Below are 26,625 nucleotides of genomic sequence, written 5' to 3' on the forward strand. Positions count from 1 at the left end.
ACTGGAGGGAAAATGCACTTTTCTGCTTTAGTTATAATGCCATTAGATACAGACAATATCGAAACTAAAGTAAAAGAACTTTTAAGTTTCTACAATGAAAATATAGAAGTTGAACCTTACAGAGAATACTTGAACTATGGAAAACTGGCAAACGAGATAAAACGCCTTGAAACTTTTCCTTTAGACAAGATTGAAAAGATGGCAGCAGATTGGGAAGTTTGTAATAATGATTTGGAAGCTTTAGCCAAAATAGAATTGGAATGGTTTGAAGACGAAGTAGATGGCATTGATGAAAAAGGTGAATATAAAGTATTAACTTATAATCCTCAAGGCAAGTGGGATTGGTATCGTTTTATAGAATTTGAACCTGTAGAATCAGGAACACCTATACCCTATCCGTGTCGGGTTGCTGATTTACCTCAAGTAGTACCGTATGCGATTGTAACTCCCAATAGTGAATGGTATGAATTGGGCGAAGATGCAGGGATAAAAGCCTTTGTAAATACGTTAGAGGGAAATCAGATAGTCAGTGACGAAGAAGCTGAGTGGCAACTTAAAATTCAGGAAATTCTAGCGGACTATTCAGATTACCTTTGTGTTGCTTTAATGTGCCACAGATAATTTTCTTACTACAGCTAACTAACCAAAACCCGATCGCCAGAACTGGGAGACTGTGAAATTACCAAAAATTCCAGATTGCGTAGGCGTAGCCAGCCGTAGGCATCACTTTCATTGAGTATCTGATGAGGAACATTAGGCGGAACTTTTACACCTTCATGTTGAGAAAGCATTTGGTGGGAACCATCGATTTCTAAAGTTGCCTTTCCAGATAAGATAAAGAAAAACTGGTGCGAAGCTGGTGATAATGTTTCACCTTAAAAGTTTTTGGTAGCATAAGTTTGTGAATCAGGCTCAATGGTTGCTTAACAAGATGCCAGCTATGACAATTATTACCCCACAGATAATGCTCGGCAGTTTCTTTGTTAATCATTTACTGTGCGCTTCAAATAACCTTTGCATCTCACCCAATATTTCCCTTTAGTTTGCTCCAACGGATTGTTAGGTGGCTGGTTTAGCAACAAGTTGAAACTAACGAGAGCGACGTTGATCAAGTTTGCCTCCTTCCTTTTCCCATTCATACGCTATCTGGTTGCAGGCTTCACTAGTGAAGAGAGGTGCACCAGTCATTATTAAATCGTAATCATCTAATTCATCAAGGAAACGATGGGCATTTATATCAATAGGATTTGTAGTTGGAAACATTTTTCCACTCTTAGCCCCAAAAATTGAAAGATCCATTCGTTCGATAATCTGATCCCTTGCTTTTGGATAAGTTAGTTGGGTAACTTCTAAGAAACATACATCTGTCAACTGAACAATTGCTATAGAAACGATATTTGGCTTTAGATAATCTTTGTACTTCTGTTCAATGCTCGGTAGAATATCCACTCGATTTGACGGAGCTACGTCACTAATTCTGTAAGCCATTGCAATTTCTTGAAGAACACGAATAGCTTCACGAACAGGGACTCGAAAAAATTCCCGATCTAAACTAGTGCGGTAAGCTGTAAATCTACTATGCAAGATATTTTCAACAACTTCACAATCCGATACTAACTCGTCATAAACCACAATGAAAGGTGTTGGAACCCCGGTAGTTTGTAGTTGTTTTGCTCTAAGATGAGAAGTTTTTTCTGTTCGTCCAATTTTGACTTGATCGGGAAATGATGGATTGAGTAGAATGTAGACGAAACCTTGAGCCATAGTATGTTATGATAAAGTGTTTAAAGTATAAGTATAATCCTATTAATTTTTTCCATTCATAAGCATTTAGCTTAATGGCTACCTCAACTCTGCCATCTTATCAATAGATTTTTTTTAAACACTTAATTCTTCCATAAATTATTCTTGAAAAAGGTCTATTTTGTTGTGATTTTAAAGCATTTACACTCAAAGTTTACTAGCAGTTAAGTCCCAACAAAATTTCCAGACCTCGTGTAACTAACATTAAAAAAGACAGGCAAGATGCCTGTCCTACAAATAATGATTTAGCAAAGAATTTAGAAATTCATCTCAGCAGCTTGAACTTTTTCAACCTGCTTTTTCTTCAGCACGAGCATAACTTGAGCCAACATTACAAGAGCGATGAACGCAATCATCCATTTGACTCTAGAGGCATCTTGCAATACAATTTCTCCATCTGTTTGACCGAATCCACCGACGTTCGGGTTGCTGGTCAAAGCATCACCAGTCTTAACTGCTTGACCTTCAGAAACAAGCAGGTCTGGCCCTAAAGGAATCGTATCAACGACAACATCACCCGATTCAGGTTGGATGTTAACTAAATATTTAACGTTACCGTCTCCATCTTCCTCTTTGGCAATCTTGGTAATTGTGCCAGTAGCGGAAGCGTTGTAAACAGCGTTATTGCTCTTTTCGCCAGTGGGATAAACTTGTCCGCGTCCCCGATTACCACCTACGTGAACTGAATATTTACCGAAGTGGATGTTTTTGTCGGTTGCGGGGTTGGGAGAAAGAACTGGGAAGACGATTTCCTGATACTGTTCGCCAGGTAATGGGCCGACGATGACGACGTTATCTTTGTCTTCGCTGTAGGGTTGGTAGAAAGTGTCGCCAACTTCTTCTTTAAGTTCTTCGGAAAGACGGTCTTCAGGAGCAATCTTAAAGCCTTCAGGTAGCATCAGTACTGCACCGACGTTCAAGCCAACCTTAGAACCATCGGCACCAACTTGCTGGGCGCTTAGATCGTAGGGGATTTTCACCACAGCTTTGAATACAGTGTCAGGTAGCACCGATTGGGGAACTTCCACTTCTGTAACCTTGGCGGCTAGGTGACAGTTGGCACAAACAATTCGCCCTGTTGGTTCGCGGGGGGTTTCGGGATAGGTTTGCTGTGCCCAAAAAGGATAGGCGGCAGCTGATTGGGGAAGGGCTAGATCGCTGGTGAAGTAAAATGTCACAGTAGCGATCGCTATGAGCAATGTTTTTACAATCGCTCTAGCACTGCGAGTTAACCTCGCTGTTAGGAAAACATTTCTCATCTCTATAAGGGCGACAATTGAATTAGTCATTAGTCATTGGTCATTAGTCATTAGTCATTAAGCCCTGAACAAAGGACAAATGACTAAGGACAAAATTATTAACCCCACCAAGGTGCATCACCTGTGCGGAAGTCGGTTTCAGTCCAAGGGGTTAAAACGATTTTGTCGTCGTTGACGCTGGTATGGGCTAAAGCCAGAGACAGAGGTGCTGGCCCCCGAACAACTTTACCAGTTTCGTCATACTGAGAACCATGACAAGGACACTTGAATTTGTTCTCAGCAACGTTCCAGGGAACCACACAACCTAAGTGGGTGCAGATGGCGTTAATGCCATAATCTTTGATCGCCTCTTTGCTGTCTACCACAATATAGGTAGGATCTCCCTTTAGTCCTTGGACTAGGTTGCGATCGCCTGCATTCCGATTTTCTAGAAATTTAGTGACGCTAACATCGTTACCTAGCTCGTCTTTTGCTGTTGTACCGCCACCTGCGCCACCTGCTGCTGGTGGAATAAAGTACTTGACAACGGGATACAATGCACCCAGAGCTACTCCAGTGACAGTCCCAAAAGTGAGCAGATTCATGAACTGACGACGCCCCATATCGGGCACGTCTGCTGATTCAGAAAATTGAGCCATAATCTACGCGCTCTTTGTGTATTTTGTTAAGCATTTTGACAAAAGTACTAGTACTTGAGCAACTCTTGTCTAAGTCGAAATGCTAGCGCTGACAACGATGCCATAATTCTTTGTTCCAAGATATAAAAAGCATCTTTTCTGTTAGCATTACATTTCTTTATATCCTTATCATACTGGAGTCACGGAACTTAACATCATAACTAAATGTAAAATCTGATTGAGAAAAGCTATGACAGGACAGGAATTACGCCAGATGTTGCTTGATAAGTGGGGATATTCTTACGATGTCCAGTTCCGGCGGGCACAGGGAAAGATATTTTTGCAAGTAATGTGGAAATATCTAGAGCAAGCTTCTTTTCCCTTGAGCGAGCAAGAGTACCAAGAACATCTCGATAGCATTGCCAATTATCTTCATGCCTTGGGTGGGTCAACACAGGTACAAACTTTTATTGCCCAAACCCGCGACCGCCCCCGGCTTGGCAAGGCTGTCAGCATCCCTCTAGATTTGGGCGAACGTTCTTCGGAATGGATATTGTGACCAATTATTTGATTAACTTTAATCAATTTCTCCTTAATTACAGTATTTTTTATGCAAAAATACTTTGAAAAAAATCGGCTTGAGCCTTAAATGCAACTCAGAGAAGCGATCGCAAGTTCCGTAGCTCTCATATTTCGTGAAACTGCTTGATAGCCAGAGCAGTCAAACATACGTTAGATTTTTATTTTTTGGAAGTCTCTAATGCTTTTAAATCATCTAAGGTACAGAGCAAACGAGGCTTTTCAGGGTCAGTCAAATCTAGCTGCTTCCAAGATATTGTATAGCCACTGTGAATCTTGTGTGCCCCAAGAAAGTGTAAGATTCTCAATCCAATTGCCCAAGCCGATAGTCTTTCTAACATCGCAGTGGTTCCAATTAGATATTCCTGAATAACCCATTCTTCACCTTGCTGTTCGGCACGCACTTCCTCAATGCGTCCGACGGGTTTACCAGTTGAATCCAATACTTGTTTGCCTAGTAGTAATTCCAGATGAATTTCACTTACCATGTTCTGCCCCTGGAATTCGGCCAATAATGTGTTCCCGAAGCCATTTTTCATAAGCTAATGCCGGAGTTTGGTCAGCTTCAATCTCGACTTCGACATCAATACCAACATCCCGCACTTTTGACCACGGAATTCTCAAGGGTTCGCTTTGTTTAGCACCCCAGCTACTTTCAATTGCTGCTACCCACCTGCCTAAACGTGGATGAATACGTCGTGCAAGAATTGTCATACCAGTTTCGATATAAGTGAGTCGTGGCGGTTCTCCATCGCGCAACTCTATGACAATTCCATCGACTTTACCCAGATGGCGGCGATCGCTGTCAACTAATTGGTTATCGAGTACATCTCTAATAATGTCCATTTTCTTTCACTTCCAGTTGATGATTAACAAGAACGCACAGCAGCGATCACCCTCCAAGAATTTCTAGTGGGATAGCAACGATCGCTAACACGAATGTCAGCACAATTGTAAAGATGACAACACTATTACTTATCCAACCGTTGCGATACTTGCCAACATATAATTCATCATTCATCAATACCAAAAATGGCACAATCACAGGCGGCAAAATCACTGCTGTAATCGCCATTGAAAACAAAGTCAATTGCAACGGGTCGATTCCAAATACCATTAATAAAGAAGCGAGAAAGACAAACACAGTGTAGACCAAACTAAAGCGGGCGGCATCTTTTGGTTTCAGATTTTCGCCCCAATTCCAACCAAAGGATTGAGCAACAATATAAGCTGTGTCGAGAGTCACCTCCAGTGCTGCACCAAAGCAAGCAATGCCCAAGGACGCCGCAAATAGTACAAAGCCCCAGTAACCAAAAGTTTCTGTCAACATCAACGCCGCTTGTTCGTAGCTATCTACCTCAACGCCTTTGGGTTTGAGTACCAATGCTGACACAATCAGCACCCCTAGCGATACGACGCTACCAAAGCTCATCCCTAAACCGGCAACTGCACGATTTACACCGATATACTCTTCATCCCATTTATCTTCGACTGCCCCAGATGAGTAAAAGTAAAATAAATAGGGGCTAATCAAAGCCCCCAAAATCCCAACTCCAAGATATAAATAATGAGCGGTATCTTGTTGTGGCAGAGTTGGCAACAAACCACTGCCAAGTTGTGTTAGAGATGGATGCAACTTAAAAGTAGCGACAACAAAAACTAGTGTCACCAAGCCTAATACGGAAATACCATTTTCAATAATGCCAAAGTTGCCATACCAAATTAGCAACCAAATTGCAAAGGCAACGGGTAAAGCATACCACTGAAAGCTAATCCCTGTTAGCAGTTGTAAGGCAATGCAAACACCACCAATTTCCGCTGCTAACACTAGAAAATCAACTACGACTTCTGCAATCAGTGGAATAATATAAAAATTAAATCCAAAACGTTCGCGCACCGCAGCAGCTAAAGTATGTTTGCTAACTGCTGCTAACCGCCCAGACATTTCTACCAAAAAAATCACACAAATTGTACCCAGGATAATCGCCCAGATTAGTTGAAAGCCGAAAATAGATCCAGCCTCGGCTGCTGTAGCGATCGCACCCACATCCAAGAAGCCACCTATACTAGTCACAATCCCCAGCGCGATTTCAAAAATTTTCTTCATGGTTTATTCTGCTGTGGTAGTTGCGAGTCTAGCGTTTGTCCTTCTAGCGATAAATCCTTAAGTCTTTGTGCCACTACAGAATGATTTTCTTGTTCGACTGCGGTTGACATTTGCTCTGTGATTTTTGCTAACCGTTTAATATGACCTAAAAGTGCTAACTTGTAAGGCTGGGGAATCGCTGTAGATGATTCTATTTGGGCGATGTTGTCGGTTTCTGTTTGCAACTCTTGCTGTGCTTTTTTGAGTGTTTGTTTCGCATAGACCTTTGGTACAGCACCTCGTACCCAAGCATCAGCAACCATTTTGCTTGTAGCTGTCCATGATTTTACAGTTTGTAGTTCTTGTGTAAGCTTATCTGTGGCTGCTTCGCTACAAGCGGTTAATAATGTCAACCCTAGTAAATAACCTATAAATATCTTTTTCATCAGATGTCCGTCTTCGTAGCCCTCCTGAGAACCGATTCCAAATGTTATTTACCTGTAAGCTTCACCAATCCAACACCACCGAAATAAAGCGCTAAAACTGCTCCCGCTAAAAGACTTTGAGTCAAGGGGTCAGTAGAAGGTGTGAGGACGGCTCCTAAAATTACTGCTCCCATAATCACGTAACGCCAACCAGAAACCATTCGTTCTGACGAGACAATGTTCAAATTACCGAGCAACAGTTGAATAATCGGAATTTGAAATGCTAAACCTGTGCTGAATAACAGTAGCAGCACAAATTCAAAATATTTATCAATTGACCAAAGTTGTTCGACTACATCTGCTCCGTAGCTAATGAAAAATTTCAAGGCTGCGGGGATAAGAAGTAAATAGGCAAATACTAAACCTGCTCCAAATAGCACACTCGAACCCAAAACCACAGGCCCCAGTAAACGGCGTTCGCGGCGAGTCAGTCCTGGAAGCACAAACTGGATAATTTGGTAAAGAATGAAAGGACTAGTAAGTACAATGCCAGTGTATGCTGCAACTTTCAGGGAGACAAAGAAATATTCTCCAGGTGCAAGTTGGAGAAATTTTACTCCTTGTGCTGGAACCTCAAGTAACTGGACAATCGGCTTAACGGCAAAGAAACAGCCAATAATGCCCACTGCTACGGCAATCAACGAATAGAAAATCCGCTGTCGCAATTCTTCTAGATGGTCGAAAAGAGACATTTCGACTTCACCAGGCAACTCATCAAGCGGATCGGTGTCTGAGTTGCCATATCCTTCTGGGTCGAGGTTAGGAACGTTTACAGTATCTACGTCTTGTGAAGGCGTCACTTCGCTTCGCTCCGAATTCAAAATTAAAAATTAAAAATTAAAAATTAACAATGCCATAAATAAATTTAGGGATTGTATCTTTTTTTGTCGGTTATCGACCATTTTGGTGACTCAGCACTCTTCATTATTTTATCTGGGGAATGCAGCTACTAAGAGATGTTTTTGGCTGCTGTGGGTTTTTTGTCCTGTTTTTTGGGTTTGCATCTGCATAAGTTAGTGGGAAGACATCTTGTAGGCAATGCCTAACCTAAAATAAAAAAGGGTGGAACCGATAAATTAGAAATCATGTCTCTGCGGCTAGTAGTCTGTCTTATTGGTTTTGATAAGTTTGTAGTCAGCACTTGAGTGTTTAGAGAATGAAGGACTAAAGTCCTGACTACGAACTAGCTTACCCATCAATTTAAATTTGACAGACCACTGCGCTGAGTAAATTAGCACAACATCAACACTTAATACTCAGTTTTAAAAATCCGGTTCATTTAGGTGGCATCTATACAGATGGTAATCGGAAATTGTTAGCTGAGGTTGGGTATGAACCGGATAATTTGCATTGCCCTTATGGCATTGCCTGTTTATTTATACAATGTTGGGCTAGGCAATACTTCTAGTAGCGACGTGGCAATTGTTAAAAACCAGTATCCCACAATAGCTACTCTAATTGCTAACAGTAAAAATGCTCAGTTCCGCATCTTGCCGTGGCGAATGTCGGCTAGAGATGACCAAACTGAAGATTGCCTTCGGTTTGGCACTTGTAAAGATTGATACTAATTCGTAATTCGTAGTTCGTAATTCGTAATTACGGCAGCTCTATCATCAAAGAAAATTAATGGTTTTAGAAAATCAACGTACAGTGGTGGTTACAGGAGCTTCAACAGGAATTGGTCAAGCGTGTGCTTTGCTTTTAGACCAGTTGGGCTTCTCGGTTTTTGCTGGAGTGCGTCAAGATGTTGATGCTCAAACACTTAAACAAAAAGGATCGCCAAGGCTGATTCCGATTTTTTTAGATGTTACTGACGCTGAATCGATCGCGGCTGCGGTTGATACGGTAACAAATGCAGTTGGTGGTGTGGGGATTTTCGGTTTAGTGAATAATGCCGGAATTGCTGTTCCTGGGCCGTTAGAATTATTAGCGATCGCTGAATTTCAACACCAGATGCAGGTTAATGTCACTGGACAATTAGCTGTGACACAAGCATTTCTTGGTCTTTTACGCCAAAGTCGGGGTCGAATTATCAATATGGGTTCCATTGCTGGTAGAAGTCCAACGCCGTTTTTGGGCGCTTATAATGCTTCTAAATTTGCTTTGGAAGCACTCACTGATGTGATGCGGATGGAGTTACGACCTTGGGGAATCTCGGTTTCAATTGTTGAACCTGGTTCTATTACTACCCCAATTTGGGACAAGTCTCTTAGTCAATCTGAAGTAGCACAGCAGGATCTACCCGAAACGGCACACAATCTCTACGGACAAGCGATGAATATTGTCCGCAAGAAAATGCAGATTATTGCATCTAAAGGAATTTCTGCGGATATTGTGGCTCAAGTTGTTGTCCATGCGCTGACTGCAAAAAAACCTAAGACGCGCTATCTTGTTGGACAAGATGCCAAAATTGGAGCGCTGATCAAGCATATTTTGCCCGATCGGCTACATGACAAGATAATTTTATACTCAATGGGGCTGTAGATTCCTGGTTGTCAATACTTCAGAGGTTGTCACTCTGAATGCAAAGGCTGTCGTTAACAAAATCATGGTTTTCATCAATAAAATCATATTTTTATCAACAAAATTATAGTTTTCATCAATAAAATTATAGTTTTCATCAATAAAATTATGGTTTTCATCAATAGACCTCTTGCACAAATGCAAAATTTACCCTCATCCCCTCAATACGGTTCGGATAAGATCCCCCCGCCTGCGGCGACCCCCTTAAAAAGGGGGTAAAGAGGAGAAGAAGCCCCCCTTTTTAAGGAGGGTTGGGGGGATCTTCAAGAGACAAATATGTTAACCGCACCGTATTGCTCATCCCCCAACCCCTTCTCCCAATTTTGGGAGAAGAGGAGCCAAATTTAAAGTCCCTCTCCCAAGCTTGGGAGAGGGATTTAGGGTGAGGGCAAGGGATTCATGCAAGAAGTCTCATAAAATCGTGCTGATTTAAAAACGAGAAACAAAATCTAGTCAAAAAGTGACTTTCAACTCAAGTTGACTTAAACAACATTTTTGTTAAAAGCTTTATGCTATAAGGATTTTAGATTATTTTTTTGTAAAATTAATCAAAGCTCGTTAATAAATCAAGCTGATGATGAGTTCAAGAGAGCGACAAAATTGTACTTAACGGTACCTTTTTTTGTGTTGGATATTTTTAATATTCATAAAAGTAGCTTATTTTATTTTAGATATTTTTGCTATTTATACTTATACTAGTATTTTTGCTTACTTTAACTAAAACATCACCATTAATATGTGCTATATCGAACTATAGATATAATCAATTATCCGGAATGCTGCTAGTTTAGTTAGTAGTTTGATTAAAATAAGGCATAAATTACCTAAAATCAATATATTTATCTAGTAAATTTTTGCATCCCCATTTTTGAGTGAACTTGATTAGTTATGCTCCTAGATTTAGAAAGATTTTATCAAGCTTGCAATCCGAGCAGACCTCTAATTATAGGAAACGCTAGCGATCGCAGGTACTATATTGATTTTGCTGCGGTGCGGGGTGGCAAAATTATCGAAGCTTTGCAGCGCACGATCGCTAAAATATCGCCAGATACACCAACCTGTCAACTATTTACCGGACATCTCGGTTGTGGAAAATCAACGGAGTTGTTGCGTCTGAAAGCTGAGTTAGAAGCGCAGCAATTTCATGTAGTTTACTTTGAGTCTACCCACGTCTTAGAAATGGCCGATGTGGATGTGACTGATATTTTGTTAGCCATCGCTGGACAGGTGAGCGAAAGTCTAGAAGCGATGAAAATTAGGCTCAAGCCTCGCTACTTTAGCAAGTTGTTTGGTGAAGTTGTAGATTTTCTGCAAACGCCAATTGACGTTGGGGTAGAAGCAGAGTTGTCTGTGGGGATTGCCAAAATTACCGCGAAAACAAAAGAAAGTCCTCAATTGCGGCGGCGGTTACGAGATTATTTAGAACCGCGAACCGCAAATATTTTACAGTCAATTAATCAAGAATTACTAGAACCTGCCAACAAAGAACTGAAAACTAGAAGTAAAAAAGGATTGGTGGTAATTGTTGATAACTTGGATCGAGTTGCAATTCGACCTTTACCATCGGGGCGATCGCTGCCAGAATATTTATTTATTCAACGTGGCGAACAATTACGCAAACTGAATTGTCATGTAGTCTATACTATTCCTTTAGCCTTAACTTTCTCCAACGATAGCGCCGAACTTCAGCATCGTTTGGGAGGTGGAGTTGCCCCAAAAATGTTACCGATGATACCTGTGCGTTTACGCTCTGGTGAGATTTTTCCGCAAGGTCTAACAATGATGCGGCAGATGGTGCTAGCTAGAGCTTTTCCAGACATTTTACCTAGCGATCGGTTAGGCTTAATTACAGAGGTGTTTGATAGTTTAGAAACCTTAGACCGATTGTGCCTGATAAGTGGTGGTCATGTACGCGACTTATTAGGTTTACTGTTTGACTGTCTGCGAGAACAAGATCCACCCTTTGACCGGGAATGTGTCGAACTGGTAATTCAAAGACAACGGGATTACCGAGCCAACGCTATCGACCCTCAAGAGTGGGAATTAATCTTTCAGGTAGTGCAACAGCAACGAGTTAGAGGTGATATAGAATACCACACCCTCTTGCGAAGTCTATTTGTATTTGAATATCGCGATCATCAGGGAGCTTGGTTTGCCGTCAACCCAGTTTTAGCAGAGACGGAAAAATTTAAATCATGGTTGAGCGACACGCACAAGTAGATATCAGAGCAGCTAACGAGCGGGCTTTACGGAGTTTGGGGAGAGCAATTACCCTTTCTAGCGGTCAATTTTCCCTGGTTTTGGTGTGCTGCAATTATCGAGTTTTGCAAGAGCAAATGCTGCAACGACTCGAAGAAATTTCTTCAGGAGTACACCGCATTCAAAAGGTAATTCTGCCGCATAATGCCAGAAGTCTTTATACAAGTATTCATTTACAACTGCTAACCGAAGCTAATCCGCCATCGGCGTTGATGATTTTGGGTTTAGAGTCAGTAGATGGACTCGACGATTTCCTGAGGTCTATTAATCATATTCGGGATGAATTTCGCAAACGCCACCCATTTCCGATGATTGTCTGGGTGAATGACGAAGTGTTGCAAAAGGTAGCGCGTTTAGCACCAGATTTTGCTAGTTGGGCGGCGACACCAATTCGGTTTGAAATGACAACTCAATCACTGCTGCAATTTCTGCAACAGGAAACTGACTCTTTATTTGCTACGGTGTTAGCAAACGATGCTGCCCAACACCAACCTCCTCAACTTGCAAAGCATTATTCCACTGTCGAGCAAGTCTGGGAACATAGTTATGAACTCCACTTTGCCATTAGAGAGTTGCACAATCGTGGTATTACCTTAGAGCCAGAACTACACGCTAGTTTAGAATTTGTTTTTGGTCTAGATAATTATATTAGCGATCGCATCAATACAGGTTTAAGCCATTTTCAGCAAAGCTTGCAAGTTTGGCAAAAGTTGGCAGAGAAAGGGGAAGCAGAGGAGCAGAGGGGCAGAGGTGCAAGGGAGCAGGGGAGCAGAGGTGCAGGGGAAGCAGAGGGACATCAGGGGGATAAAGAAGTATTTTCTTCCTCATCTCCTCCATCTCCTCCATCTCCTCTACTTCTGCGACAGGGAATCTTGCTGTTTTATATTGGGCTGTGTTACTGCCGTTTTGCAGAGCAAAATCAAATAGAAAACCGCCGTCATTGGTACACTGCTAAATCTTATTTTCAGCAATGCTTGAATATTTTGCAGGTGGCTGGGCGTTTAGATGTAGTTGCTGGATTTATTAATCAACTTGCTGAGGTTTTGCAATATCTGCAAGAGTGGGAAGAATTGCAGACAGTTGCTCAAAAGTCTTTGGAGTTACATCAAACCTATGGTAGTCAAATCCAATTAGCTTGTGACTACGGTTTTTTGGCGCAAGTGGCTGTGCAGCAGTCGCGGTGGGTACAGGCGAGTATCTTAGCACACGTATCACTGCTGAAATTAGGTGAGGCGCAAAAGCAGAACGACCCTTATAACTGCTTATTTCCATTATTATTGGCGCAAATTTACTATTTAGTGTTGGCGAAAGCACAGCGAAATGTTGGTGAGCTAGAAGTTGCTCGTGAATACTTAGATAAGGCGACAAAAGAACTGCCAGCAGCCTTAGAAAGCAGTGCCCATCAATACGATGCCCATCGTTATATTCGCTTATTGCGGAGACTGCGATCGCTCTACTTTGAAGAAGGGCGATATTTAGAAGCCTATTACATTCGACAGAAACGGCGTTCTGTTGAGCAGCAGTATGGTTTTCGGGCTTTTATTGGTGCAGGGCGCTTGCAACCTCAAAGACAGGCGACAAACCCAGCATTGATGTCACCTTCTGGAAGTAGTAGCGTTGCTTTAGAAATTGCGGCTTCTGGTCGAGAACGTGATATTAATAACTTAATTGGCAGAATTAGCCGCGCCGATCAAAAGTTGACAGTGATTCACGGTCAATCGGGGGTGGGTAAGAGTTCCACTGTAACGGCGGGTTTAGTTCCAGCGCTGCAAAATCGAGCCATTGGCGATCAAATAGCCGTGCCTGTGGTACTGCAAGTTTATACCGATTGGGCACGGGAATTAGGGAAATCTTTAAGTGAGGCGGTGTCTAGTGACGCATCCCTGGCGATTTACGCTGATATTAAGCCAGAAGCAGCCATTGAATCAGAGACTTTACCTTACTCTGGTACACCGTTCACCATTAGCATTTTACAACAACTCCAAGAAAATGCCGATCGCCATTTGATTACAGTTTTAATTTTTGACCAATTTGAAGAATTTTTCTTTGGTTATAGCGATCGCAATCAAAAGCAAGAGTTTGATAAATTTATTAGCGATTGCCTCAATATACCTTTTGTCAAAGTCATCCTTTCTTTGCGAGAAGATTATTTACATCGTTTATTAGACTTTAAACATCTCTCGGCACTGGAAGCGATTAATAATAATATTCTCGACAAACATATTCGTTACCAGTTAAATAATTTTTCGCCAGAATATGCTAAAGCAATTATCCAAAAATTGACCGAGCGATCGCAGTTTAATTTAGAACCCGCTTTAATTGATGCTTTAATCGAAGATTTATCTACAGAATTTGGAGAAGTCCGCCCGATTGAATTGCAAGTTGTGGGAGCGCAAATTCAAGATGAGCGCATTACTACCCTAGAAGAATATCAGCCATATAGACCGAACAAACTCATCGAACGATATATTAAGGAACTGATTAAAGACTGCGGCCCAGAAAATGAACGAGCCGCGTTACTAGTCTTATACTTATTAACAGATGAAAGTAACAACCGACCTTTTAAAACTCGTGCTGAATTAGCGGCACAGCTAGGAGAGTTAGAAGATGCTGACAAATTAGAGTTAGTATTAGAAATTTTAGTGCGCTCCGGTTTAGTCGTTCTCTTTCCTGATGTCCCAGAACGCTATCAACTGATTCACGATTATTTAGTAGACTTGATTCGCTACCTGCAACAACAAGAATCGAGCTTACAAGTACAACTAAATCAGTTGCGCTACAAAGTAGAACAAAGTAAAGCTGAGATTGAGCGACTTAAAAGCGAACTTAGTCAGAATAAGCAGCGTTCTAAATTGGTAGATTCTCATCCCCAACAGGGATTAGACTTATTAACGGAATTGCGAGAATTACACAAACGAGAAGAATTAAGCCAGTTAGAAATTGAGCAATTACGAGCTGAACTCAAAGAAAAAGAGTTAACAGCTAAACTTGCAGAAAGTCAAAAGAAACAAAGACTTAGTGAAGCTCAATTAAATCGTTCGCTGAAAATTGCTCTCACCGCTTCCGTTCTCGCCATCTTCGGATTAAGTGTTTCCATCGTCACAGCAGTAGATAGCGAAATTAAAACTCTCAGTGCATCCAGTGAAGCTCTCTTTGCCTCCCAAAAAGGTATTGATGCCTTAAAAGAAAGTTTAAAAGCAGGGAGAAAATTACAACAAACAGTCTGGGTCGATTCCAATACAAGAGAACAAGTACAGACGGCGCTTTATCAAGCTGTTTCCGGGGTCAGAGAATATAACCGCTTGGACGGGCATGTATCTGGGGTAAATAGTGCTATATTCAGCAGCGATCGCTCTTTAATTGCCTCAGCCAGTGCGGATACTACAATCAAACTCTGGCGTCCCGATGGTAGCTTAGTTAAAACCTTGTCGGGGCATGAAGATGTAGTTAATAGCGTCAGTTTTAGCCCAGATAGTCAAATCATTGCTTCCGCCAGTCAAGACAGGACGATAAAACTTTGGAGTCGAGAGGGTCAACTGCTTGCTACCTTATTAGGACATCAAGGTGTAGTGAATAGTGTGAGTTTCAGCCCAGATGGCCAGGTTATTGCTTCGGCGAGTACAGACAAAACAGTGAAACTGTGGAGTCGGGATGGTAAGCTGCTCAAAACTTTGCAGGCACATGATGGTGCAGTCTTGAGTGTGGCTTGGTCAAATGATGGTCAAACCTTAGCTTCTGGGAGTGCTGATAAGACGGCGAAACTGTGGAGCCGCGATGGTAAACTGCTCAAAACCTTGCAGGGACATGAGGATGCAGTCAAAAGCGTAGCTTGGTCGCCTGATGGGAAAACAATTGCATCTGCTAGTTTAGACCAGACAATCAAGCTGTGGAATCTGGAAGGTAAGCTACTGCGAACCTTATCGGGGCATAGTGCTGGAGTTACCAGCGTCAGTTTTAGCCGCGATGGTAACACGATCGCTTCCGCAAGCACTGATGAGACAATCAAACTTTGGAGTTCTGAAGGTGTGTTGCTGGGAACCCTGAAGGGACATAATAATTGGGTTAACAGTGTCAGCTTCAGCCCAGACGGTCGCACCCTTGCTTCCGCCAGTCGGGACAAAACTATTAAACTTTGGCATTGGGACGATGTGTTATTGCGAAAGCCGAAAGCGGATAATGATGACTGGGTAACTAGCATCAGTTTTAGCCCAAGCGATCGCACCTTGGCAGCAGCAAGCCGAGACAAAACTGTAAAACTTTTCAGTCGAGACGGTAAACTACTGCGTACATTCACAGGGCATCAGGGTCAAGTTTGGGGTGTAGCTTGGTCGCCCGATGGTCAAGTAATTGCCTCGGCTAGTAAAGATAAAACAGTAAAACTTTGGAGTGGTGACGGTCAACTACTCAAAACCTTACAGGGTCATAATGAGACCGTCTTGAGTGTAGCTTGGTCGCCTGACAGTCAAATAATTGCCTCCGCTAGTAAAGATAAAACAGTAAAACTTTGGAGTCGCAACGGTAAACTACTTAACACCTTGCAGGGACATCAAGAAGCGGTGAATTGGGTAAGCTTTAGCCCCGATGGCAAGTTGCTAGCCTCAGCCAGCGATGATAAAACCGTGAAAATTTGGACTATAGAGGGTAAATTGCTATACACATTAATTGGTCATAGCCGCCGGGTAAATGGAGTTGCTTGGTCGCCTGATGGTCAAAGCATTGCTTCAGTTAGTATTGATAGCACGGTGAAGATTTGGAATCGAGACGGAAATTTACTAGATACTCTCACAGGCGATGGCGATAGTTTTATTAGTGTCAGTTTTAGCCCCGATGGCAAAACTTTAGCAGCTAGCAGTGATGACAAAGTGAGGATTTGGAACCGAGCAGGAACGTTGCTGATTGCTTTGAAAGGCGATAAAGATGAGTTAACCAGCGTCAGTTTCAGCCATGACGGGAAGACTCTGGCTGCGGGTAGTGGTAATGGCACAGTAATTTTCCGAGATTTAGCAGATATCCAACTGGATAAATTACTGGCACGCGGTTGCGATTTACTACATGATTATTTGCAGACTAACCAGAAAGTAATTAAGAGCGATCGCGCCTTGTGTTCTAGTAGGTGATTTGAAATTAATCGACTTCATGAATGATTTTCAGGCTTTCCCAATCAGTTTTCCTTTTGCTAGTTGAATATTTGATTAATTTTTTCTCCCTAAAGTAACAAAATCTCTCAGAAAATCTGGTTTCTTAAAAGAGGCATTATCTGATGACTAGATAATAGTAAAAGTAACGTATATCATAGCCGCCTCTTCGCTTGTTATGAAGGAGGTAAGTAATATTTTTATACCTTACTCAACCGATAACAGCTATAACTATGTTAAATCGATCAAAAAATGAGCTATTAAAGTATTTCTTTCGTAGGATAGCAAGTAAAGATGCAAAAGATTTGAGTTATCTTTATCAAGGTGCATCACTGAACCATCAACTGCTAAGTGGTGATGATCTATCCATCGCCCCTGTGAATCTAGTAAAAAACTGAAATAAGGGCTGACATCTGGATGATTTTTAGTTAATTCTTCATAGCTTTGATAAAAAGGAGGTATCCCAATTCCCATCGGCATATATAAGCCTTTGGAATAATCTGCTACAGACAATTGAGGAAGCGTTTTCAGATTAATGCCACTAATGAATAATTTATTTTGTTCACCAGTCTTGGTATCTGTGAATCCTAACTCAATTTCCTGTAAATTTTGTTCCACACCAATCGGTTTAATATTTCTTAAAATGGCTTTATCAAATTTACCTATTCTCCAGTATTGATTTCCCCAAGGCTTATTTTGATCGTAAAATCCTGGCGCTCGAAAACTTGCAAACCTAACTTCATTTTTAACGTCGTAAAAATCTCTCCATTTGGTAATGTTGGTCGCTAGCGTAGTTCTAACTTTTCTACTTTGCTCTCCTGATACAATTATCCTCTCATCAAGGGGGAACTGAGTAGCAACTTCTTTTTGATCTATTACATTTCTTAAAAGATTAGTTTTGACTATTGTGCCACTCGGATCTTGCCAATGTTCTAATTTCCACCAATGCTGCCAATATGAAATCTTATTAATTTTTTCAAAAATATTTTTGTAATGTCCAATTGGGAAAGTAAACCAACTTTGATAATAAAGAGTTTTGTTATTATCCTCTTTAGTAAAAAGTAAAATTTCCCAAAATCCGGCATTTAAGCAATTATTAGCCAAAGCTATCTCTACAATATTTTGCTTTTCAAAACCATCTCCTCCAACAATTTCTATATTTTTGGAATTAGCAGGAAAACTAATCTGTTGCCTGTTCCATTCCCTATCTGTAAAAGCTATTGTTTCTAAACCTCGATCTTTCTTAACCCATTCAGGTATTTTAGGAACCAATAGCTCTAAATCAATATTTTTTATAACTATTTTTGCCGTGTTTTTATCTGTTGCTTCCAGTACGAAATCGAAATGTGTATCATCTTTCTTAATAAGTGTTAATTTTCGATTAGAATATCTTTTAAAATTTTTTCCTAATGGTGCAGGATTGGCTGGATAATCGACATTAGATAATTCTTGTAGTTTTACATTCATCTGATTATCAAATTTATATCTGGATTTAAACCAGAAACCACCTAGTCCCAGCAAACCAAAGCAGAAAACAAGAGTACTAAATAAAATCTGTTTCTTCGTAACTCTGAAATTAGCTTTGCCGAATTGGGAAATGCTTGCATTTTTTCCTTTCGCAGACATATTTTTCATCAGACAAATTTATTTTTATGAGAATGCTGCTTAACAGCATAGCATTCTGCAAAACGGATGTCTTATATCATGTCCGGTTCAAGACTTATCATTAAGGCAGCAGGGGAACAGAGGGGCAGAGGGGCAGAGGAGAGGGGCTTTTGGGCTTTCTGCATAGATTCGGGAATTAAAACTAATTAAGCGGACTTGATATTACTTCTATTTTTAATCAAAGTCTTAATAAACAGTTCTCTGCAATTAAGTAGGTAGACATAATTAAATATAAAATAAACTCCTAGTTTGTAGTGAGCGATAAATCGCTCAGAGCAAGGATTATCAGGACTAAAGTCCTTACTACAAACTTGAAATTTATTATGCCTAGATACTTAAGAGTTGAATACCAATTCTTATTTTTCCTTGATTGCACTTGCAGCAAACCGCTAAAGCGCCTACACATAGCCTGAAACCTGTATTTATTGGGAAATTGGACTTTTTCAACTTCACCAGAATTAGTCACAATAGAAAAAGTTTCACGCCTCAAAGCAAAACTTTTACCCAACTACGTCGTTTACTTTTCTTAATTGGATAAAGTCGGACTAAGCTGTTGAAGAAACTCAATATTTAAATCTAGCTTTTCTCCTAACCATAGGGAATGAACTGCATGGTCTGCCACAGCATCCCCTGTCTCAGGATGAACGAGAATATCCAATCCCTCACGATTGAGCATTAACCAAGGAACGACTTTCTCAAACTGATTCGGTAAGAAAGCAACTTGATACATCGCTTTTGGATGGGGGCCGATGGGCTTGTCAAACCAGCGTCCGAGTTTCACCTCAAACCTAGCGCCTAATCCTTCACGTACACGCGCAGCTGCATCCCGACTCGCAGGATCGAAGTAAACATGAGCATGAAAACCAACGATCTCAATAGTATCTTTTTCCATAGATCCACTTTTCGATCTCAACTCTAATTTTGGATAGCGGACTTTTTATTTCTTACTAAAAAAGAGATGTCTACGATGGTCACTGAGCCAAGTCGTACCCCTCCTCTTAAGCAAGCTAAAGCGGACACACCAGAAGTGTGGGCTACGCCTACGCTCAATTTTAGCCCAATACAGTGTAGTTAGCGATCGGTTGTTGGAGACTCAATTTACAGAGATCGTTGATTGAGATAACTAACTTTTATGGGGTAGGCAGCATACTGAGCGTTATGGTTAACGCGGCCTCTTGCAGAGAAGTAGCGATCGCGCCAAAGTTTTGCCCACCCTAACTATGCAAGTTAAATGTGGAACAGCTTAGTAGTTAGTTAACGCTAAAAGCATTTGTAGTTTCTTTGACAACTTCATCTTTTTTAGGAGTAACTGAAAGATGCACAACATGCACTGAACAAGTAGCATGGTGAAGAACGTAGTTACTCACACTACCAAGAAATAGTTCCATCAGCCGAGAATGGCCCCGACGCCCCATAACAATTAGATCGGCGCCACAACTATGGGCTAAATCACAAATAATGCGACCAGGATTACCAACATTTTGTGTAAATTCCGTAATCACACCTGCTGTGTTTGCTTGGGCACAGAAAGATTGCAACATCTGGATTCCTAGATTTTTAAAGGTATCCCACTGTTTTTGGTATAACTCAAAGCTTTGATTGGTCAATCCTGGATAGTAGTCCATGTTAGACAGCATAGGTACATAAGGACTACCCTCTTCTTCGGAAGACAGGACATGAAGTAACATTAAGCTAGCTTGTGTTAACTTTGCTAAATCTAATGCTTCCTCAAAAACCTGTTGCCCTATTTCCGAGCGATCTAATGCAACTAGAATCTTTTTAAACATCATATAGACCTCCGATTTCATTGGTGATTGGTCTTTACGGTTTCGGGTTTCCAGATGCTGGATTGTCAAAAATGACTAATCCCTCAACTATGTTTAGCGACTTTTAAATCTTAAATCTCTTAAAGGTTTTTGCCCTATATTTATGTATAGCAAAATAATTTGAGGAAGTTGTGAAGAAAGTCAGCATTTATCTTTGAGCATGAGAGAGCATCTCATTTCGCAATAAATATCTTTGGGTACTGAGCCTAAATTCCTCTCTGAAAATTGCTATGCATTAGTCAACCCCTTTGGGGAATTCAAAATTCAAAACTTGCACTGACTTGTGCCGAGCATCTCGACTCCGCTCGATGGAACCGTAGCCGAGGTAGCTTGTCGAAGTATTCAAAATTCAAAATTATTATCCCCATAAATAAATTTAGGGGCTTGTAGTACCATAAGTCTGTTTTGGTCACATTTTTCTTAAGATTGTTGCAAATAAGCTAGGAACAGGATTGTAGAACAAAGCGATCTGCGGATAGACAAAAGCAGAAGAATGTAAATGACGAAAATTTTCTAGGCGATCGCTAACCACAAACTAAAGAATTTGAGTGGATAACTATCAATGTTTTTGCGCTTGTTTTAAGTAAGTTATATTTTTGTTGAGAAAGATTTGGATAATGGATAGGCTAAAAGGCGAGAGGTCAATAGACTTCTTGGCATTTGTCGGGAAAAGGGGAAAAGGTTCTGCAAAAGTCCCCTTCCCCTTTAACCTTTAACCTTTTCCCCCAAGAGTGCAAAAAGCACTTTTGCCAAGAGGTCTAATGTATTGCCTACAAACGAAAAGAGTAAAGTATTAAACAATCCGGTTGACAATTGTCCACACTTCTCCATCAGAGCGGACATAGGGAACGGAGATTGTCTTCAAGCCAGTAATAAAGGGCTTGTAATAAATCTGCCAATACATTGGACTCAGTTGATTGGCACAAGCCTTAAGAAAACGGACTTCTGCGGCCAGTTCACTTGCTAGTTGATTAATGCGTTCAGCATGAACTTGAGCCACTTCTTTCGCTTCCTCTAGCTGCTGCTGTTGGATAAGTTGTCTGGATTCACCTTGCCAACACACTAACTTACCTTGTTTTTGTTTTATCTTGCCTTCTAAAGCGGCGATCGCTGCATCTATGCCTTGGAGTTCAACTGATAATTGGGCATTTTCTCTGGCTTGACGGCGGTAAGCTTCTACCATCGCCTGGGGTGAATCATTCTCGCCAGAGATGACATTATTTTTGCTCGTGAGTGCAGCGCGTTCTTCTAAAAGAGCCTGGATTTGAGAGTTAAGCGCCGCTATTTCAGCCTGAGTTTGCTCCATAAATCGAGTTTTAAGTGCTGAGTAAAATATTAAAAGCTTTTTGCGCCTTGGGTATCTAGAGAAAGCGATCGCACCTCGGCTGTAATTCCTTCTTCTTGCCAAGCAGCTAACATCGCCGCCTCCACTTCCTGTGAGTGTAACTTATCCGCCAAAGCTAACAGTGTCGGCCCTGCACCACTAATCACCATACCATAAGCACCAGCACTAACAGCTGCAATGTTGAGAGCATCATAACCAGGAATCAAAGCTTTACGATAGGGTTGATGCAATCGATCTTGCAAAGCTGTCTTTAACCATTGTCCGTTACCAGTTTCCAAGCCGCGCAACAATAAGCCCAAATGGGCGGTATTGAAAATCGCATCGGCGCGACTGACTTCTGTTGGCAGAACACCCCGCGCCTTTGAAGTAGAAAGTTCAAAATTAGGAATAGCCACAACTGGCACAACATCTTTATGCCAGGGAACATCACAAATTTCCCAACCTGCGCCACTGGTAGCAGCCAGACGACATCCTCCCAACAAAGCTGGAACTACATTATCAGGATGTCCTTCCATTGCGATCGCTAACTCCATCACCTGCGACTGAGAAAGAGTAGCACCTTCTAGTTGATTAGCCGCAACTAATCCACCAACAATTGCTGTCGCCGAACTACCCAAACCTCTCGCCAACGGTACACCTAACTTAATCTCTATTTTCACAGCCGGCGGTGTCTGCTCTATATGTTGATAGAACTTGACAAACGCTTGGTAAAGGAGATTGCTCTCATCAGTTTGGACTCGTTGGGCTTCCGTACCAGTGACATGAATAGTTAACCCACTCTCTTCTATGCGAGTGAACTTGAACTCGTTGTACAGCTTTAAAGCTGCACCGATGCAATCAAAACCCGGCCCCAAATTCGCAGTTGTGGCGGGAACGGTAACAGTGATGGTAGAAACAACAGACATTGGTAAAACTCACTAATCATCAACCAGCATCTCATGTAAAGGGTTGATTTGTTTATTAGCGATCTAATTATCTGTTGTGGTAGTTTGCATACCCATCTGAAATATTTACATTTTATTTTTTATTAATATATTATTTTACCTAATGACTGAAAAATAGTGTTATTATCGGATTATATATTGACTATTTATATTAATTAATTTAAAAAATGGAATATTTAAAGCGCTTTCTTGAGTATGCTCCTGAAGCGTATGATGCTATTCGTGATGCTGACGATATAGCAATGATTGCACGTAACACTGGATGGGCAGAGTTTCGCATTCGTCGGATCAAAAAACATTTATTTTATGATGAACACCAGTTGGATTACGACCTCGGATTTAACCGCTTTAGTCCAGATCCAGATATAGCAGATGCCTGGATTAGGTTACAGCGAGGTAATTTTAACCCTGAAGATTTGAGACTATTGGAACATGAATACTTTGAGTCGAGGTTTGAAGGAATTTTCCATACTAACTACCGTACAGCTCATGAAGCTACTGAACGCTCTGGTCGTTTGTGGAGTCCCCCAGTAACATCAGCATAACTCAAATAAGTTAAAACTAAAGTATCGCAACTCTTATAAACCAAATTAATCTGTTATGGCTTTTTACGTATTAATTCTAAAAGAAAAGGAGGATGAGATCGGCGTTACTTACCGCTTTGGTCCAGATGAAGATCGTCTCGGCTCTTTGTGGATAGATAAATTTAGTGGCGAAGTTAAAGAACTTCAAGAAACACCAGAGCAAAACTCGCAGGCCTTTTTTCAACGAGCAGCAGTAAAGGTTTGGCAAAATTGGAAAAAAGGAGCTTTTCCAGAAAAAACATCTTGGGCATCCTGAGAATGATTTGAAATTGATAGCCTACCCATAGTGAGCGGCTATCAATGCTTTATTATTCCTAAAAAAGATACCTAGAGTTCGCTCTTTTCCACAAGTCTATTAATCAAAAAGCTTACTTCAAAGTTCCCAAAACTGGCGCTACCTCAACCTCTGAAATTTGCGGAACCAAGAGTGCCTTAGCATAAATTTGGGGATTTGTTTGCGAGACTATGGCATAAGACTGGCGAAGATTAGCATTGACTGCAACGGTCTTCACATCGTACATTTGCATCGCCATCTTGGGATAGAAACCAATACCAATAATCATCAGCAGAAAACAGGCGGCGATAAATACCTCACGAGGTCTAGCATCCTCGTAGACTGCATCTTCTGGCACGAGACAGTCTGTACCAAAACAAACTGTTCCCTCATCTTCTCGATTTTCTAAGCCTGCATTATTAATGTCGCATAGCAGGGCTGCGTCTTTACCATAAAATACCTCTCGCAGCATGGAAAGTAGATAAATCGGTGTGAGGATAACTCCAACTGCGGCGAGAAAAACTGTGACGGTGCAGAAAGTTGAACTATAAACGTCACTGCTTGTCATCCCAACAAATACGGAGAGTTCGCCAGCAAAGCCGCTCATACCGGGAAGTGCCAGAGATGCCATCGCTCCGATTGTAAACAGGGCAAAGACTTTGGGCATGGCTTGACCAATACCGCCCATATCTTTCATTACCATTGTGTGGGTGCGATCGTAAGTAACACCTGCTAAGAAGAACAGCACCGATGCAATCAAACCATGCGAAATCATCTGCAACATCGCGCCGTTGATTCCCAAATCAGTGAAGGACGCAATCCCCAACAATACAAATCCCATGTGAGAAATCGACGAATAAGCTAAACGCCGCTTCATATTCGTCTGAGCAAAGGAGTTCAATGCACCATAGATAATGTTGACAACACCGAGAATGGCTAAAACAGGCGCAAAGTAAATGTGTGCATCGGGAAGTAACTCAAGATTCAGGCGAATCAGTCCATATCCGCCCATCTTCAGCAATACACCAGCTAATATCATCGATACAGGAGAGGATGCTTCGCCGTGGGCATCAGGCAACCAAGTATGCATCGGGAAAACAGCAAGCTTGACACCAAATGCAATCAACAATCCTGCATAAAGTAGCAGTTGTAGACTAAGAGGATATTCTTTGCTGGCAAGGGCGGTGATGTCAAATGTCATATCACCGCCGCCGTATAGCCCCATTGCCAAGGCTGCCACCAAAATAAATATAGAAGCAGCTGCGGTATACAACAAAAATTTCGTAGCTGCATAACGACGCCTTTGCCCACCCCAAATGCAGACTAGTAGGTAGACGGGAATCAACTCTACTTCCCACATAATAAAAAATAGCAGCAAGTCTTTAGCAACAAACACCCCTACTTGTGCCGAATACAGCACCAGCATTAAAAAATAGAAGAGGCGGGGTCGGCGATCGACTTGCCAAGCTGAAAATATCGAGAGTGTGGTGACAAATCCGGCTAAAAGCACAAGTGGCGCTGAAAGCCCATCGACTGATACCGCCCAGTTAAAACCTAACTGAGGAACCCAGGCATAATTTTCCACCATTTGAAAACTAGCACTGCTGGCATCGTAATGCTTCCAAAAGGCGTAGCACATTAAGGCAAAATCTGCAATACCTACACCCAGCGCATACCACCGTACGAGTTTACCATCTTTATCAGGCAACACGGGGATGAGCAGGGAAGCAACAAGTGGCAGTAAGACAATCGCGGTAAGCCAGGGAAATTGAGCCGCTATCATGTATGTATAGAAAAATACTTATTTAGTCAATTATGTCATTCTACTAAACTTTGTAACAATTTCTTCATAAATCTTTGTCCCAGTGAACTGCTTTGGCCAAAAAAACAATTTACTGGAGACTGGGAAAGAAATATTTTTATTTGTTAAGTGTTCTTGTATACGCCTTTGATGATGTTACTTACTTGCTTACGGTACTAATCCGGCCCGCAACGCACGGACAGCAGCTTGTGTCCGGTCAGCAACACAGAGTTTATTGAGAATACCTCGAACATGAGTTTTGACAGTACCGACTGTTAAATAGAGCCTTTTGGCAATTTCTGCATTGTCACAGCCAGCGACAATCAACTCTAAAACATCCATCTCTCTATGAGTTAAAGGATAGCTGACTATACTTTTCTCAACATCTGGGTCAATACCTTCAATCAAAACTCTTTTTCCAGATGCGCCTTTGTTGCCATCGGGGAAATCTTGACGTATTTGTTGTAGTACAAGGTCTGCGATCGCTGGATCGATCCATGAGCTACCTGCATAAGTCGTTTGCACAGCTTCTACTAGTTTTTCTGTTTCTATATCCTTCATACAATAAGAATCTGCACCTGCTGCAAATGCTGCTAAAACTGCTTGTTCGCTATTTTGCATCGTTAAAATTAGCAGCTTTGTTGTATAGTCCTCATTATCTGCCTGATATTGCCTAAATGTGCGTGTTAGCTCAATACCATCCATGTCAGGCAAACCAATGTCAATAGTAGCAACATCCGGCTTGAGAGTTTTTAGAAGCTTGATACCATCAGCTGCATTGGCTGCTTCACCAACAATGTTAAACTCTGGCTGGGTTTGTAAAGCAGACCGCAAGCCGATTCTTGTCAGGTTGTGATCTTCAATCACAAGGATCTTGATTTCACTCATAGTTGCTTAACTTTACTGTTATTTATCTAAAGTAGAGATTAAAATCATCTCGTTCTTCTATTCGGGATCTTATACAAAAAGCAATGCGTTTGGTATTATTTCCTGAACTTCATCTACCATTAGACATAGATAACCTTATCTCGTAAGCTTTTCTAAGGCAAGAGTTTCGATATGACAATATAAGTCAATCAGAAAATATTTTTATACATAAACCCAACGCCCGATGTGTTATGCTAAACAAATTTTCCGGAAAAATCTGGTAGCGAGTAAAAGTAGGTGACTATTAAGTAGTTATCCTTGCTTTGAGCGGTATTATGCATATAAAAGCGACTAAAATAACTCACTTTAGCACCCAGGTACTCATATTAATTGGATAATTTAGGCGACTAATATACTTATGAGAAGAGTATTTTATCAAATAAATAATACACATTATCAAGAAAAGGGCAGTGTAATTACGCAAAAAAAAGGTATTAAACTCAGGAAACTCCAAAAGAAAATGTTAATCCTTAATAATCTCAGCGCTGGTGAAGTAAGCTATTACTAGATTTG

Annotated in this window: 24 protein-coding genes; 8 read left to right on the plus strand and 16 right to left on the minus strand. The window is 41.2% G+C overall.

Annotation, left to right across the window (positions count from 1 at the left end):
• The first annotated feature begins 12 nt into the window (after positions 1-12).
• Positions 13-621 carry a hypothetical protein gene (locus ACR5KR_RS02255; RefSeq protein WP_448265294.1) on the plus strand — a complete coding sequence of 203 codons (609 nt, stop codon included), beginning with the start codon at positions 13-15 and terminating at the stop codon, positions 619-621.
• Between the two features lie 14 nt (positions 622-635).
• On the opposite strand, the gene ACR5KR_RS02260 is transcribed toward ACR5KR_RS02255, so the two are convergent.
• From ACR5KR_RS02260 to petC, 4 genes are all read right to left on the minus strand, one after another.
• Positions 636-836, minus strand: a complete 201-nt coding sequence (locus ACR5KR_RS02260) for a cupin domain-containing protein (RefSeq protein ID WP_448270061.1) — start codon at positions 834-836, stop codon at positions 636-638.
• Between the two features lie 253 nt (positions 837-1,089).
• Positions 1,090-1,764: a GIY-YIG nuclease family protein gene (locus tag ACR5KR_RS02265; RefSeq protein ID WP_448265295.1), complete on the minus strand. Its 675-nt coding sequence runs from the start codon at positions 1,762-1,764 to the stop codon at positions 1,090-1,092.
• Between the two features lie 296 nt (positions 1,765-2,060).
• Complete coding sequence (gene petA / locus ACR5KR_RS02270) at positions 2,061-3,062, minus strand: cytochrome f (protein ID WP_448270063.1); 1,002 nt, start codon at positions 3,060-3,062, stop codon at positions 2,061-2,063.
• Positions 3,063-3,160: 98 nt separating this feature from the next.
• Positions 3,161-3,700, minus strand: a complete 540-nt coding sequence (gene petC, locus ACR5KR_RS02275; protein WP_289797433.1) for a cytochrome b6-f complex iron-sulfur subunit — start codon at positions 3,698-3,700, stop codon at positions 3,161-3,163.
• 229 nt (positions 3,701-3,929) lie between these two features.
• Here petC and ACR5KR_RS02280 point away from each other — a divergent pair, with 229 nt between their 5' ends.
• Positions 3,930-4,238, plus strand: coding sequence for a DUF3067 family protein (locus tag ACR5KR_RS02280; protein WP_448265296.1), 309 nt, complete (start codon positions 3,930-3,932; stop codon positions 4,236-4,238).
• Between the two features lie 181 nt (positions 4,239-4,419).
• On the opposite strand, the gene ACR5KR_RS02285 is transcribed toward ACR5KR_RS02280, so the two are convergent.
• Genes ACR5KR_RS02285 through tatC form a run of 5 tightly spaced genes read right to left on the minus strand, consistent with a single transcriptional unit; the run spans position 4,420 to position 7,629 of the window.
• Entirely contained in the window at positions 4,420-4,746 is a 327-nt protein-coding gene (locus tag ACR5KR_RS02285) for a hypothetical protein (RefSeq protein WP_448265297.1), read from the minus strand.
• Entirely contained in the window at positions 4,736-5,104 is a 369-nt protein-coding gene (locus tag ACR5KR_RS02290; protein WP_448265298.1) for a hypothetical protein, read from the minus strand. Before ACR5KR_RS02290 ends, ACR5KR_RS02285 begins: the two co-directional genes overlap by 11 nt.
• 46 nt (positions 5,105-5,150) lie before the next feature.
• The gene (locus tag ACR5KR_RS02295) at positions 5,151-6,365 is read right to left on the minus strand and encodes an Nramp family divalent metal transporter (protein WP_448265299.1); all 1,215 of its coding nucleotides are present in this window, start codon (positions 6,363-6,365) and stop codon (positions 5,151-5,153) included.
• Positions 6,362-6,790 (minus strand): hypothetical protein, encoded by a 429-nt coding sequence (locus ACR5KR_RS02300; RefSeq protein WP_445627947.1) that lies wholly within the window; start codon positions 6,788-6,790, stop codon positions 6,362-6,364. Before ACR5KR_RS02300 ends, ACR5KR_RS02295 begins: the two co-directional genes overlap by 4 nt.
• Positions 6,791-6,834: 44 nt before the next feature.
• On the minus strand, positions 6,835-7,629 hold the full coding sequence (gene tatC / locus ACR5KR_RS02305; protein ID WP_445627946.1) for a twin-arginine translocase subunit TatC: 795 nt from the start codon (positions 7,627-7,629) through the stop codon (positions 6,835-6,837).
• Positions 7,630-8,160: 531 nt separating this feature from the next.
• On the opposite strand from tatC, the gene ACR5KR_RS02310 reads away from it, so the two are divergent.
• From ACR5KR_RS02310 to ACR5KR_RS02325, 4 genes are all read left to right on the plus strand, one after another.
• Positions 8,161-8,391, plus strand: coding sequence for a hypothetical protein (locus tag ACR5KR_RS02310; protein ID WP_448265300.1), 231 nt, complete (start codon positions 8,161-8,163; stop codon positions 8,389-8,391).
• Positions 8,392-8,455: 64 nt separating this feature from the next.
• Positions 8,456-9,313 (plus strand): SDR family oxidoreductase, encoded by an 858-nt coding sequence (locus ACR5KR_RS02315; protein ID WP_448265301.1) that lies wholly within the window; start codon positions 8,456-8,458, stop codon positions 9,311-9,313.
• A 927-nt stretch (positions 9,314-10,240) separates the two neighbouring features.
• Positions 10,241-11,572: a P-loop NTPase fold protein gene (locus tag ACR5KR_RS02320; protein ID WP_448265302.1), complete on the plus strand. Its 1,332-nt coding sequence runs from the start codon at positions 10,241-10,243 to the stop codon at positions 11,570-11,572.
• Entirely contained in the window at positions 11,548-16,728 is a 5,181-nt protein-coding gene (locus ACR5KR_RS02325; RefSeq protein WP_448265303.1) for a WD40 domain-containing protein, read from the plus strand. Before ACR5KR_RS02320 ends, ACR5KR_RS02325 begins: the two co-directional genes overlap by 25 nt.
• Before the next feature lie 249 nt (positions 16,729-16,977).
• Here the strand turns inward: ACR5KR_RS02325 and ACR5KR_RS02330 are convergent, their stop codons facing one another.
• From ACR5KR_RS02330 to thrB, 5 genes are all read right to left on the minus strand, one after another.
• Positions 16,978-18,381, minus strand: a complete 1,404-nt coding sequence (locus tag ACR5KR_RS02330; protein WP_448265304.1) for a hypothetical protein — start codon at positions 18,379-18,381, stop codon at positions 16,978-16,980.
• 556 nt (positions 18,382-18,937) lie between these two features.
• A complete protein-coding gene (locus ACR5KR_RS02335; protein ID WP_445627939.1) occupies positions 18,938-19,303 on the minus strand; it encodes a DOPA 4,5-dioxygenase family protein in 366 nt (121 codons plus the stop codon).
• Between the two features lie 358 nt (positions 19,304-19,661).
• On the minus strand, positions 19,662-20,198 hold the full coding sequence (locus ACR5KR_RS02340) for a universal stress protein (protein WP_445632194.1): 537 nt from the start codon (positions 20,196-20,198) through the stop codon (positions 19,662-19,664).
• A gap of 832 nt (positions 20,199-21,030) precedes the next feature.
• Entirely contained in the window at positions 21,031-21,543 is a 513-nt protein-coding gene (locus ACR5KR_RS02345) for a hypothetical protein (RefSeq protein ID WP_448265305.1), read from the minus strand.
• Between the two features lie 29 nt (positions 21,544-21,572).
• Positions 21,573-22,487: a homoserine kinase gene (gene thrB, locus ACR5KR_RS02350; RefSeq protein ID WP_448265306.1), complete on the minus strand. Its 915-nt coding sequence runs from the start codon at positions 22,485-22,487 to the stop codon at positions 21,573-21,575.
• A gap of 206 nt (positions 22,488-22,693) precedes the next feature.
• On the opposite strand from thrB, the gene ACR5KR_RS02355 reads away from it, so the two are divergent.
• A complete protein-coding gene (locus tag ACR5KR_RS02355; protein ID WP_448265307.1) occupies positions 22,694-23,071 on the plus strand; it encodes a hypothetical protein in 378 nt (125 codons plus the stop codon).
• A gap of 55 nt (positions 23,072-23,126) precedes the next feature.
• Positions 23,127-23,366 carry a hypothetical protein gene (locus ACR5KR_RS02360; RefSeq protein ID WP_445627935.1) on the plus strand — a complete coding sequence of 80 codons (240 nt, stop codon included), beginning with the start codon at positions 23,127-23,129 and terminating at the stop codon, positions 23,364-23,366.
• 112 nt (positions 23,367-23,478) lie between these two features.
• Here the strand turns inward: ACR5KR_RS02360 and ACR5KR_RS02365 are convergent, their stop codons facing one another.
• A complete protein-coding gene (locus tag ACR5KR_RS02365) occupies positions 23,479-25,167 on the minus strand; it encodes an NAD(P)H-quinone oxidoreductase subunit 4 (protein ID WP_448265308.1) in 1,689 nt (562 codons plus the stop codon).
• A gap of 186 nt (positions 25,168-25,353) precedes the next feature.
• The gene (locus ACR5KR_RS02370) at positions 25,354-26,073 is read right to left on the minus strand and encodes a response regulator (RefSeq protein WP_445627933.1); all 720 of its coding nucleotides are present in this window, start codon (positions 26,071-26,073) and stop codon (positions 25,354-25,356) included.
• Positions 26,074-26,625: the final 552 nt, after the last annotated feature.

This window comes from Nostoc sp. DSM 114159 (genome assembly GCF_053470285.1).